The sequence below is a fragment of the Rugamonas violacea genome, assembly GCF_016461825.1.
Lineage (GTDB): Bacteria > Pseudomonadota > Gammaproteobacteria > Burkholderiales > Burkholderiaceae_D > Rugamonas.
This window is the reverse complement of record NZ_JAEMNU010000008.1, coordinates 1-11,022: the sequence shown is the minus strand read 5'-3', so window position 1 is coordinate 11,022 and position 11,022 is coordinate 1. Positions and strand designations below refer to the sequence as shown.

General features: G+C 69.0%; 14 protein-coding genes and 1 pseudogene. 10 read left to right on the top strand and 5 right to left on the bottom strand.

Annotation, left to right across the window (positions count from 1 at the left end; all coding sequences use genetic code 11):
• From H7U20_RS30035 to H7U20_RS01605, 7 genes and pseudogenes are all read left to right on the top strand, one after another.
• On the top strand, positions 1-184 hold a 184-nt coding region (locus tag H7U20_RS30035; RefSeq protein ID WP_233410430.1), incomplete at its 5' end, for a hypothetical protein.
• A gap of 223 nt (positions 185-407) precedes the next feature.
• A complete protein-coding gene (locus H7U20_RS01630) occupies positions 408-890 on the top strand; it encodes a CinA family protein (protein WP_199517876.1) in 483 nt (160 codons plus the stop codon).
• A 97-nt stretch (positions 891-987) separates the two neighbouring features.
• Positions 988-1,431 (top strand): metallophosphoesterase family protein, encoded by a 444-nt coding sequence (locus H7U20_RS01625; RefSeq protein ID WP_199517875.1) that lies wholly within the window; start codon positions 988-990, stop codon positions 1,429-1,431.
• A 38-nt stretch (positions 1,432-1,469) separates the two neighbouring features.
• Positions 1,470-2,198 carry a P-loop NTPase family protein gene (locus tag H7U20_RS01620; protein WP_199517874.1) on the top strand — a complete coding sequence of 243 codons (729 nt, stop codon included), beginning with the start codon at positions 1,470-1,472 and terminating at the stop codon, positions 2,196-2,198.
• Between the two features lie 3 nt (positions 2,199-2,201).
• Complete coding sequence (locus H7U20_RS01615) at positions 2,202-2,753, top strand: hypothetical protein (protein WP_199517873.1); 552 nt, start codon at positions 2,202-2,204, stop codon at positions 2,751-2,753.
• A gap of 211 nt (positions 2,754-2,964) precedes the next feature.
• A complete protein-coding gene (locus tag H7U20_RS01610) occupies positions 2,965-3,282 on the top strand; it encodes an ArsR/SmtB family transcription factor (protein ID WP_199517872.1) in 318 nt (105 codons plus the stop codon).
• Positions 3,279-4,319: pseudogene (locus H7U20_RS01605) on the top strand (cation diffusion facilitator family transporter); the annotation flags it as partial. The gene H7U20_RS01610 and the pseudogene H7U20_RS01605, both read left to right, overlap by 4 nt.
• 95 nt (positions 4,320-4,414) lie before the next feature.
• On the opposite strand, the gene cysK reads toward H7U20_RS01605, so the two are convergent.
• Together cysK and H7U20_RS30840 are read right to left on the bottom strand one after the other, a co-directional pair.
• A complete protein-coding gene (gene cysK / locus H7U20_RS01600; protein ID WP_199517870.1) occupies positions 4,415-5,347 on the bottom strand; it encodes a cysteine synthase A in 933 nt (310 codons plus the stop codon).
• Positions 5,348-5,455: 108 nt separating this feature from the next.
• Positions 5,456-6,082, bottom strand: a complete 627-nt coding sequence (locus H7U20_RS30840) for an FKBP-type peptidyl-prolyl cis-trans isomerase (RefSeq protein WP_370593044.1) — start codon at positions 6,080-6,082, stop codon at positions 5,456-5,458.
• 88 nt (positions 6,083-6,170) lie between these two features.
• Here H7U20_RS30840 and thpR point away from each other — a divergent pair, with 88 nt between their 5' ends.
• Positions 6,171-6,686, top strand: a complete 516-nt coding sequence (thpR, locus tag H7U20_RS01590; protein WP_199517869.1) for an RNA 2',3'-cyclic phosphodiesterase — start codon at positions 6,171-6,173, stop codon at positions 6,684-6,686.
• A gap of 22 nt (positions 6,687-6,708) precedes the next feature.
• On the opposite strand, the gene H7U20_RS01585 is transcribed toward thpR, so the two are convergent.
• Complete coding sequence (locus H7U20_RS01585; RefSeq protein ID WP_199517868.1) at positions 6,709-7,602, bottom strand: tRNA threonylcarbamoyladenosine dehydratase; 894 nt, start codon at positions 7,600-7,602, stop codon at positions 6,709-6,711.
• Positions 7,603-7,732: 130 nt separating this feature from the next.
• Between H7U20_RS01585 and pdxH the strand changes: the two genes are divergently transcribed.
• Positions 7,733-8,911 carry a pyridoxamine 5'-phosphate oxidase gene (gene pdxH, locus H7U20_RS01580; protein WP_199517867.1) on the top strand — a complete coding sequence of 393 codons (1,179 nt, stop codon included), beginning with the start codon at positions 7,733-7,735 and terminating at the stop codon, positions 8,909-8,911.
• A gap of 62 nt (positions 8,912-8,973) precedes the next feature.
• Positions 8,974-10,218, top strand: a complete 1,245-nt coding sequence (locus H7U20_RS01575) for an SAM-dependent methyltransferase (protein ID WP_199517866.1) — start codon at positions 8,974-8,976, stop codon at positions 10,216-10,218.
• On the opposite strand, the gene msrA is transcribed toward H7U20_RS01575, so the two are convergent.
• Both msrA and H7U20_RS30025 read right to left on the bottom strand, forming a co-directional pair.
• Positions 10,196-10,762 carry a peptide-methionine (S)-S-oxide reductase MsrA gene (gene msrA / locus H7U20_RS01570; RefSeq protein WP_199517865.1) on the bottom strand — a complete coding sequence of 189 codons (567 nt, stop codon included), beginning with the start codon at positions 10,760-10,762 and terminating at the stop codon, positions 10,196-10,198. The two genes, H7U20_RS01575 and msrA, sit on opposite strands and share 23 nt — an antisense overlap.
• On the bottom strand, positions 10,755-11,022 hold a 268-nt coding region (locus H7U20_RS30025), incomplete at its 5' end, for a hypothetical protein (RefSeq protein ID WP_233410429.1). The genes H7U20_RS30025 and msrA, both read right to left, overlap by 8 nt.

The window sequence follows — 11,022 nt, the reverse complement described above, 5'->3', positions numbered from 1 at the left end:
CCCCGCGGCCGGCCACGGCACGGCGCCCCGGCGCGCGGCCGGCATCAGCACAACGGTCGACCTGTTCAACAGCGCCATAGCGGACGAGCCAGAAAACTGCGGTCTATCTAGGAAGGGGGCGCGCACGACGACGGCGGGCGCGCGCGGAACAAGCAGCCAACCAGCCAGCCAACTAGCCAACTAGCATTCGGCAAGGCGGTGGACGCGCGCCGGCATCGACGCGGCCGCCCAAACGAGTGTACGCATTTTCAAATCGCTTGGGGAAGTTTTTTCACAAGCTTGGCGCGGCGATAACGGCCCAGTCCGCACGCCAGCCCGGCGCTGGCCGCCGCCGGCGCCGCGTGATACAGTGGACCGGCACCCCGGCCCGGCCCGGATCCCCATCGCGACCACACACAGGAGCCCCCGTGAGCACAGACATACTCGAATTGGCCGCCCAGGTCGGCCGCGCCCTGCACGCCAAAGGCCTGCTGCTGGCGACGGCCGAATCGTGCACCGGCGGCGGCGTGGCCACCGCCATCACCGAGATCGCCGGCTCGACCGGCTGGTTCGACTGCGGCTTCGTCACCTACTCGAACGCCTCGAAGACCGAGCTGCTCGACGTGCCGGCCGCGCTGATGGCCCAGCTGGGCAGCGTCAGCGAGGAGGTGGCGGCGGCCATGGCCAGCGGCGCGCTGGCCTCGAGCAACGCCCACCTCGCCGTCTCGACCACCGGCATCGCCGGCCCGACCGGCGCGGTGCCGGGCAAGCCGGTCGGCACCGTCTGCTTCGGCTGGGCCGACGCCGACCATGTCCACACCGAACGCCTGGTGTTCGCCGGCGACCGCGCGGCGGTGCGCGAGCAGACCGTGCGCCACGCCCTGCAGGGCCTGCTGCGCTTCATCGCATAGGCGGCGCCGGCGCGGCGGCGCCGGGTTGCCTTCAGGCCATAAAACTATTACCCTGAAGGCCACATGGCTATCCGCCCCCCGCCCACCAAGCCCAGCTGTGTGGTTAAAAGACGACCTGGCGCGCCATCCCAGCCACTGCACCCTCGCCTACTGGCACGCCCCGCTGTATAGTTCGGGCGGGCACGCGCCCGGCACGCACATGCGGACGGCCTGGCGGTTGCCGCGCCAGGCCGGCGCCGAGCTGGTGCGGTCCGGCCACGGCCACGACCACGAGCGCTTCGCGCCGCAGGACGCCGACGGCCGGCTCGACGCCGAGCGGGGCTTGCGCCAGTTCGTCGTCGGCACCGGCGGCGCCTATCTGACGCCGATGCTATGGCCGCGCCCGCCCAGCGAGGTGCGCGACAACGCCCAGACCGGCGTGCCCAGGCCGGCGCCGCGCGGGGACGGCTACGACTGGCGCTTCCCGGCGGCGGCCGACCCGGCGCCGCGGGACTTTCCGGCGCAACAGACACAGGACAGCGGCTCGGCGCGCTGTCATTGACGGTTTTGATTTTCCAGTTCGACTCAGGGAGCAATTCGATGCAAAACACGGTACATTTCATCCTCCAGGGCAAGGGCGGCATCGGCAAGACCCTGGTGTCGACCATCCTCGCGCAATGGCTCGCCGGCAAGGACGGCACGCCGCTGCGCTGCTACGACACCGACCAGGAGAACGCCACCTTCTCGCGCTACAAGGCGATGGGGGTCAAGCATGTGCCGGTGATGACCGACAGCCGCACCATCGACCCGAAGCGCTTCGACGCGCTGATGATCGACATCCTCGAAGAGGACGGCAACTGCGTCGTCGACAACGGCGCCAACACCTTCTCGCCGCTGATGGGCTACCTGATCGAGAACGACTGCTTCGCGCTGCTGCAGGAATCGGGCCGCAAGGTCTACATCCACACCATCGTCGGCGGCGGCGACACGCTGCACGACACGGCGATGGGCTTCGTCTCCACCGCCAAGGCCACCGCGGTGCCGCTGGTGCTGTGGGAGAACGAGCACTTCGGCCTGTTGCAGTCGGCCGCCGGCAAGCAGTTCAACGAGTCGCAGACCTACGCCGACAATTCGGCCCGCGTGTGCGGCCGCGTCGTCCTGTCGGCGCGCAACAACGACACCTTCGGCGCCGACATCAAGAAGATGAACACGGCGCGCCTGACCTTCGACGAGGTGCGCGCGAGCGACAAGTTCAACGTCATGGAGAAGCAGCGCGTCAAGGTGGTGTTCCGCGACCTGTTCGAGCAACTCGACAAGGTGCAGTGGTAAGCCATGGACCAGCACAAGCTGCGCAGCCTGGTCTTTGAGAAAACCGGCGTGCGGATCGACCTCGACGACCCGATCTTCGCGCTGGTGGCCCTGAACGAAGCGGTGCTGGCCGAGGCGGTCGAGCGCCACATCGCCCTGCTCGACGCCGCCTCGCGGGAACTGCTGACGCAGAGCCGGGCGGCGGCCGGGCTGGCGGCGGCCGCGGCGCCGGGCGCAACGGCGGCGCAGTCCACGCCGCCGGGCAACGGCCCCGCCGCCGTCGTGCCGGCGGCCCCGGGCCGGCCGATCGCCACCCGCTCCGGCCTGTTCCAGGCCGGCGAGCCGCGCCTGCTGGCGGCGGCGGCCGGCATGGCCGTGCTCGGCGCCGCGCTGACGCTGGCCGGCCAGGCCGTCTTCTTCAAGCCGGCGCCGCCGGCGACGGTGGTGGTGCGGGATCGCGCCCTGACGGCCGAACAAACCAGCGCCCTGCGCGACGGCGAAAAGCTGGCCCGCGCCGTCGCCAGGCTCGATCCCAAGACACGCGCCCTGCTCCAGAGCGAGCTGCAAAAGCCCTAAACACCGCGCCGCCGGGAACGTCGGCAAACCCCATCGGCAAAGAGCCGGGGTCGGACCCCGCGGGTCCGACCCCAGTTTCCGCCTCGGGGTCGGAGCTCGTTTCCGCCTCGGGGCTTGGCCAGCCTCCCCGCGCCGCCGCCCGCGTGGCACCTTTTCCTTGCGAAAACATCCAATCACGACTAACATATGAACACCTATTCATATGTTAGCCATGACCTCCTATCCCGAATCCGACCCCGCCATCGCCCAACTGGCCGATCTGTTCCACCTGCTGGGCGACCCGACGCGGCTGCGCATCGTGCTGTGCTGCCTGCACACGCCGATCGCCGTCAGCGACATCGCCGGCGGCCTGCAACTGAGCAGCTCGCTGGTCAGCCACCACCTGCGCCTGTTGCGCGCCGCCCGCATCGTCAAGTCCGAGCGCCAGGGCAAACAAGTCTTTTATACCGCCGCCGATGCCCACATCAGCGGCGTCCTGAGCGATATGCTCGAACATATCGCCGAACCAGCCAGCGGGAACGAAGCATGAACAAGCAAACACACGGGCCGGACCACGGCCACCACCACCCGCATGCGCACGGCGACGAGGCGCACCAGCATGACGACCATGCACATGAGCATAAGCACGCCGCCGAAGCCGCTCACGGCCACGGCCAGCCGGCCGCCGGCCAGGCCAAGCCGGCCGCCAAGGGTTGCGGACACCAACACGGCCACTCGCACGGCCACGGCCACCACCACCACGGCGACCCGAACAGCCACGGCCGCGCCTTCGCCATCGCCATCGTGCTCAACACGCTGTTCGTCGGCGTCGAGTTCGGCTACGGCTTCATCGCCAACTCCACCGCCTTGATGGCCGACGCCGGCCACAACCTGTCCGACGTGCTGGGCCTGATGCTGGCCTGGGGCGCGGCCATCCTGGCCAAGCGCGCGCCGAACCAGCGCTACACCTACGGCCTGCGCGGCACGTCGATGCTGGCGGCGCTGTTCAACGCGATGCTGCTGATGGCCGCCTGCGGCGCCATCGCCTGGGAGGCGGTGCAACAACTGCTGCATCCGAACCCGGTGGCCGGCTTGACGGTGTCGCTGGTGGCGGCGGTCGGCATCGCCATCAACGGCTTCTCGGCCTGGTTGTTCCTGGCCGGCAGCAAGGACGACATCAACATCCGCGGCGCCTATCTGCACCTGGCGGCCGACGCCGCCATCTCGCTCGGCGTGCTGCTGGCCGGCCTGGTGGTGATGGCGACCGGCTGGAGCTGGCTCGACCCGCTGGTCAGCATGGCCATCGTCGCGCTGATCGTCTGGAGCACCTGGTCGCTGCTGCACGAGTCGCTGCGCCTGGTGCTGGCCGCCGTGCCGGACAATGTGGACGCGCCCGGCGTCGAGCAGTTCCTGCGCCAACAGGCCGGCGTGAGCGGCGTGCACGACCTGCACATCTGGGCCATGAGCACCACCGAGACGGCGCTGACGGCCCACCTGGTGATGCCCGACGGCCATCCCGGCGACGACATCGTCGACAGCATCGGCCGGCGCTTGAAGGACGATTTCGCCATCCACCACAGCACCCTGCAAATCGAGCACGGCACCACCAGCCACGCCTGCTGCCTGACCGAGCCGGCGCCGGCGCCGGCGGCCGGCCACGGCCACGCCCACTAGGACCAGGCCTAATCGGCCAGGTTCAGGTACAGCGCGGTGCTCAGGTAGCGCTCGCCGAACGAGGGGATGATGGTGACGATGATCTTGCCCTCGTTCTCGGGCCGCTGCGCCACCTGCAGCGCGGCCCACAGCGCCGCGCCCGACGAAATGCCCACCAGCAGGCCCTCCTTGTGGGCCGCCAGCCGCGCCGTGGCGAAGGCGTCGTCGTTGCTGACGGCGATGACCTCGTTGTAGACCCGGGTGTTGAGCACGGCCGGCACGAAGCCGGCGCCGATGCCCTGGATCTGGTGCGGCCCCTTGGTCCCCTTCGACAACATCGGCGAGCCCTCCGGCTCGACCGCCACCACCTGCAGCTCCGGCTTGTAGGCGCGGATCACCTCGCCCACGCCGGTGATGGTGCCGCCGGTGCCGACGCCCGCCACCAAAATGTCGACGCGGCCGTCGGTGTCGCGCCAGATCTCCTCGGCGGTGGTGCGGCGGTGCACCTCCGGATTGGCCGGATTGTTGAATTGTTGCAGCATCAGATAGCGCGGGTCGGACTCGACCAGCTCCTCGGCCCGGCGGATCGCCCCCAACATGCCCTCGGCGCCCGGCGTCAGCACCAGGTCGGCGCCGTAGGCGCGCAGCAGCATGCGCCGTTCGCGGCTCATGGTGTCGGGCATCACCAGGGTGCAGCGGTAGCCGCGCGCGGCGCACACCATGGCCACGGCGATGCCGGTGTTGCCGCTGGTCGGCTCGATGATGATGGTGTCGGGACGGATCTGGCCGGCCGCCTCGGCCGCCTCGATCATGGCCAGGCCGATGCGGTCCTTGACGCTGTGCGCCGGATTGCAGTATTCGAGCTTGGCGAGGATCTGCGCCGGGCTGCCGGCGGCGAGCCGGTTGATGCGCACCAGCGGCGTGTTGCCGATCAGTGCGGTGACGTCGTTGGCGATGTTCATGCTGTTCTCCGCGCGGGAAAGTCGATGGAAGGCTTGCCTAGCCAGTCTACCGCGTTTTTCCCGCCCCGCGCGGAGTCGCGCCGCCGGCGTGGCGGCGGCGTGACGGACTTACTTTACGTCGAGCAATTCCACGTCGAAGATCAGCGCCGAATTCGGCGGGATCATGCCGCCGGGCGCGCCGCGCGAGCCGTAGGCCAGCTCGCCCGGGATGATCAAGGTGCGCTTGCCGCCCACCTTCATGCCGATCACGCCCTGGTCCCAGCCTTTGATGACCTTGCCGCCGCCGAGCGGGAAGACGAAGGGATCGCGGCCCGGGTCGCGCGAGGAGTCGAACTTCTTGCCGTGCAAACCCTTGGCCAGCGGACGGTACAACCAGCCGGTGTAATGCACCGTCACGTTGCTGCCGCTCAGCGCTTCCTTGCCGGCGCCGACCTTGACGTCGGTGATGATCAGGCTGTCGGCTTCCGGACCGGGCGTGGCCGAGCCGGCCACCACGGAGGCCGGCTCGGCGGCTGCGGCCGGCTGGGCCGCCGGGGCGGCGGCCGTGGCGGCGGCGGCCTCCCCCGCCGGAGCGGGCTGGGCCGCCTTGGCCGGTTTGACGGCCTTGACGGCCTTGGCCGGGTGGGCCGCCTTGGCGGGCGGCGCGGACGGCTCGGTCTGGTCGAGCGGGGCCGCCTGGACGGAGTTGGCGGCCAGCGCCAGCATCGCGGCGTATAAAATGGAGCAAGGCTTCATGATGTATTCTTTCGACGAGTTATAGACTATCTCCGTCCGCCCATGGCGGACAAAGCGCGGCCCAATCATAGCAAAAGCCGGATACGAAATGAGCAAGTCCGACGCCGCCCAGCGGCTTTTTTTCGCCCTGCTGCCCGACGCCGACACGCGCGCCGCGCTGGCGCGGCTGCAGCCGCTGGCCGGCGGCCGCGCCGTGCCGGTGGAAAACCTGCATCTGACACTGGCCTTCCTCGGCCGCCAGCCGGACGCCGCCGTGGCGCCGTTGGAACAACTGCTGGCGCGCCTGGCGCCGGCGCCGCTGCGCTTGCACCTCGACAGCCTGGGTTATTTCAGCGGCCCGCGCATCGCCTGGGCCGGCATGACGCGGCCGCCGGCCGCGCTGCTCGATCTGCAGGCGCGGCTGCAAGCGGCGCTGCGCCAGGCCGGCTTCGCGGCGGACAGCCACGGCGGCTTCCGCCCCCACGTCACCCTGGCGCGCCACGCCGTGGCGCCGGCGCCGGACGCGGCCTTCGCGCCGCTGACCTGGCGTGTCGAGCGGATCGCGCTGATGGCGTCCGGCGCGGCCGACGGCCTGTACCGCACGCTGGCGGCGCGCCAGCTCTGACGCCTGGCCATCGACGCCCCGATCAGCCCGGTTCGGCCTCGACCGGCTCGGCCAAGCCGGCCAGCCCGACCGAGCCGGCCGGCGCCGGCTGCGGCGCCGGCGCCACCTCGGCGGCCAGCTTGCGCAACAAATGCCCGGCGGCCACCATGCCGAAGGTGGCGGTGACCACCATCGCCGAGCCGAAGCCGGCGCAATTGAGGCCGGTCACGCCGCCGCCCTCGTTGCCGCCGTCGCCGGCGTCGCCGTCGATGCCGCACACCTCCGGGCTCTCCGGCATCACCAGGCGCTCCATCGAGAACACCGCGTCGACGTTGAACTTGTTCTTCAGCCCGCGCGGGAAGGCGTACTGGGTGCGCATCAGCTTGCGCACTTTTTTCAGCATCGGCTCCTGCTCGGTGCGCGACAGGTCGCGCACCTCGATCTGGGTCGGGTCGGTCTGGCCGCCGGCGCTGCCGATCATAATCAGCGGAATCGCCTGGGCGCGGCAGTAGGCCAGCAGCGCCGTCTTGGCCTTGACCGAGTCGATCGCGTCGACCACGTAGTCGTAGCCCTGGCCGCCGATCATCTGGTCGAGGTTGTCGGCGCTGACGAAGTCCTCGATCTGGCGCACCTGGCAGAAGGGGTTGATCTGGCCGATGCGCTCGGCCAGCGCGGCGATCTTGGCCTGGCCGATGGTGCCGCTCAGCGCCTGGATCTGCCGGTTGATGTTCGATTCGGCAACGTTGTCCAGGTCGATCAGGGTCAGCCGGCCGATGGCGCTGCGCGCCAGCGCCTCGACCACCCAGGAGCCGACGCCGCCGACGCCGACCACGCAAACGTGGGCGCTGCGGAAGCGCGCCAGCGCGGCGCCGCCGTATAGCCGGCCGATCCCGCCGAAGCGGCGCTCGAAGTCGATATCGTCGGCAGTGTCTGGCATATTCTTGATGTCCGTTATGTTCATTCCGCCATTTTAACGGACGCGGCGGAGAGATTATCCTACAATGCTTTTTTGCCGGCCGCGCCGGCCCAGGCAGCCTGTCCGCGCCACCCACCATCCCGAGAGTCCCATGAGCGAATCCCTGATTGACACCGCGCCCGGCTTTGACCAGCCCATCGCCGTCCTCAAACACTGCCACGACCGCATCCGCAAGCAATTGCTGACGCTGAACAATCTGCTGGCCCACCTGCCCCGGCACGGCGCGGACGCGGCGGCGCAGAAGGCCGCCCAGGCGGTGCTGAAATATTTCAACCACGCCGCCCACCTGCACCACGCCGACGAGGAGCAGAACCTGATGCCGATGCTGCAGGCCACCGCGCGCGACGCCGACGCCACCCTGCTGGCCGCGCTGGTGCCGGAGATCCTGGCCGACCACGCCCGCATGGACGCCGACTGGGCCGTGCTGCAGGCCCAGCTCAACGACATCGCCAACGGCATGGAGGGCCGCCTGGCGGCGGCCGACGTGCAACGCTTCGTCGCCGCCTACGAAGCCCACATGGCCAAGGAGGAAGGCAACCTGGCGCCGATGGCCAAGCGTATCTTCAGCGCCGCGCAGATGGCCGAGCTGGGCCAGGCCATGCAGGCGCGGCGCGGCCTGGCGCCGGCCAGCGGCGAGGCGTTGGCCGGCCTGCGGCTGGACTACAGCCAGGCCACGCTGATGGAGGACGACGTGCTGGCCGACCCGATCGCCCAGTTCGCCAAGTGGTTCGACGAGGCCATCAAGGCCCAGGTCAACGAGCCCAACGCGATGAGCGTGGCCACCGTCGGCGCCGACGGCAAGCCGAGCTCGCGCATCCTGCTGATCAAGCAGTACGACCACCGTGGCTTCACCTGGTACACCAACTACGCCAGCCACAAGGGCCGGCAACTGCGCGACAACCCGCACGCCGCTTTGCTATTCTTCTGGAGCGAGGTGGAACGGCAGGTGCGCATCGAAGGCAGGGTCGTCAAAACCTCCGATGAGGAAAACGACAAATACTTCTACAGCCGCCCGCTGCAAAGCCAGCTCGGCGCCATCGCCTCGCAACAGAGCGAGCGCATCGCCGGCCGCGCCCAGATGGAGGCCAACTTCGACGCCGCCAGCGCCGCCGCCGGCGCGCAGCCGCAGCGGCCGGCGCACTGGGGCGGCTACCGCCTGGTGCCCGAGCGCATCGAGTTTTGGCAGGGCCGCCGTTCGCGCTTCCACGACCGCATCGTCTATGTGCGGCAGGCCGACGGCAGTTGGGTGATCGAACGCCTGCAACCGTAAGCGCCGGCGGCCGGTCGCGTTGATCCACCGGCGGCGCGCGCGCCGCCATGCGGGAGGCCGGCATGTTCTTGCAAAACCGACTGAGTAGCTGGATCGCCGGCGTGCGCCGGCAAATCGCGCTGCCCTTGCGCATCGAATTGTGGAACGGCCAGCAGATCGACTTTTCCCAGGAGGCGCCGCGCGTCACCATCCGCTTGCCGCGCGCCTCGGCGGCGCGCTTTCTGCTGACGCCGTCCCTGGCCAAGCTGGGCGGCGCCTATGTCGAGGGCGACATCGAGGTGCGCGGCCGGGCCAAGGACATGATCGCCATCGTCAACGCGCTGGCCCGCGCCAGCCTGAAGACCGAAGGGAAATTCGCCCGCGTGGCGCGCAACTTCGGCCACAGCCGCGGCCACGACGCCGAGGCGGTGCGCTACCATTACGACGTCTCCAACGAGTTCTACCAGCAATTCCTCGACCCGGCGATGGTCTACTCCTGCGCCTATTTCGAGACGGGCAACGAAGACCTGGCCACCGCCCAGCGGGACAAGATCGACCACATCCTGCGCAAGGTCGAGCTGCGCCCCGGCCAGCGCCTGCTCGACATCGGCTGCGGCTGGGGCGCGTTGCTGCTGCGCGCGGCCGAGCGCTACGGCGCGCGCGGCGTCGGCGTCACCTTGTCGCAGAACCAGTACGAACTGGCGCGCCAGCGCGTGCGCCAGGCCGGCCTGGAACACCTGGTCGAGATCCGCCTGCAGGACTACCGCGACGTGCGCGGCGAGTTCGACCGCATCACCAGCGTCGGCATGTTCGAACACGTCGGCCGGCGCCAGCTGCCGGCCTACTTCGCCGGCATCGGCAAGCTGCTGGCGCCGGACGGCCTGGCGCTCAACCACGGCATCACTTCGACCGACCCGGACAACGGCGCCACGCCCTACGGCGGCGGCGACTTCATCGACAAATACGTGTTTCCGCGCGGCGAGCTGGCGCACCTCGGCCAAGTGCTCAAGGCGATGCAGCAGGGCGCCCTCGAGGTCTACGACGTGGAGAACCTGCGGCGCCACTACGCCCGCACCTGCGCCATCTGGAGCGACAACTTCGAGGCCAACGCCGAGCGCGTGCGCGCGCTGGCCGGCGACAAGCGCTTCCGCATCTGGCACGTCTACCTGGCCGGCTGCAGCTATGCGTTCAGGCACGATCTGATCAGCCTGTACCAGGTGGTGTGCGGCAAGGCCGGCCGCGATCCGGCCAACCTGCCCTGGTCGCGCCGCTACATGTATCCGGCCGACCCGGCTGCGGCCGCGCTCAGCCCGCCGCCGCCGGCTTGAGCCGGTGGGCGAAAACCTTGCGCAGCTTGACCACCTTGGGCGCGACGACGAAGGCGCAATAGCCTTGCAGCGGATGCTGGCGGAAATAATCCTGGTGGTAATCCTCGGCGCGGTAGTAGGTCTGCGCCGGCGCCAGCTCGGTGACGATGGGCGCGTCCCAAACGTTGGCCATCTCGGCGATCACCTGGCGCGCGGTGGCCTCCTGCTCGGGCGACTGGTGGTAGATCACCGAGCGGTACTGGGTGCCGACGTCGTTGCCCTGGCGGTTCAGGGTGGTCGGGTCGTGCAGGGTGAAGAAGATCTCCAGCAGGTCGCGGTAGCTGACCACGGCCGGGTCGAAGCTCAGCTTGACCACCTCGGCGTGGCCGGTGGCGCCGGCGCACACCTGCTCGTAGGTCGGGTCGGGCTGCTGGCCGCCGGTGTAGCCGGATTCGACCTGCGTGACGCCGTTGACCTCCAGATAGACCGCTTCCAGACACCAAAAGCAGCCGCCGCCCAGCACGGCCGTTTCTAACGCCGAACCCGGCGCGAAATTGTTAGTCATGACTCCCCCTGCGTAGTCGATTGCCGATGAATGCACTGTAACGCAAACCAGCAGCGCGCGCACCTGCATTCGACGACATCGCGGCGCCTTCGAGGTGGAGTCCTTGTTTGAAAATTTGTTTCATTTTCTTATCCTTTGATTCGCTCCCTATCACAATTTCACAGATGCCAGTCTCATTTTCAATAGCATCAGAATGAAACGGACTAAATGTCAAGACTCGTGTGGTTATACACGCGCTTACTAACCTTCTAGAAAGTAAA

Coding starts and splice junctions, on each gene's coding strand:
- H7U20_RS01615 (WP_199517873.1), top strand. CDS start 2,202: ATGGACCAGCACAAGCTGCGCAGCCTGGTCTTTGAGAAAACCGGCGTG.
- msrA (WP_199517865.1), bottom strand. CDS start 10,762: ATGACTAACAATTTCGCGCCGGGTTCGGCGTTAGAAACGGCCGTGCTG.
- cysK (WP_199517870.1), bottom strand. CDS start 5,347: ATGAACATCGCCAACGACGTCACCGCACTGATCGGCAACACGCCGCTG.
- H7U20_RS30840 (WP_370593044.1), bottom strand. CDS start 6,082: ATGAAGCCTTGCTCCATTTTATACGCCGCGATGCTGGCGCTGGCCGCC.
- thpR (WP_199517869.1), top strand. CDS start 6,171: ATGAGCAAGTCCGACGCCGCCCAGCGGCTTTTTTTCGCCCTGCTGCCC.
- H7U20_RS01610 (WP_199517872.1), top strand. CDS start 2,965: ATGACCTCCTATCCCGAATCCGACCCCGCCATCGCCCAACTGGCCGAT.
- H7U20_RS01585 (WP_199517868.1), bottom strand. CDS start 7,602: ATGCCAGACACTGCCGACGATATCGACTTCGAGCGCCGCTTCGGCGGG.
- pdxH (WP_199517867.1), top strand. CDS start 7,733: ATGAGCGAATCCCTGATTGACACCGCGCCCGGCTTTGACCAGCCCATC.
- H7U20_RS01575 (WP_199517866.1), top strand. CDS start 8,974: ATGTTCTTGCAAAACCGACTGAGTAGCTGGATCGCCGGCGTGCGCCGG.
- H7U20_RS01620 (WP_199517874.1), top strand. CDS start 1,470: ATGCAAAACACGGTACATTTCATCCTCCAGGGCAAGGGCGGCATCGGC.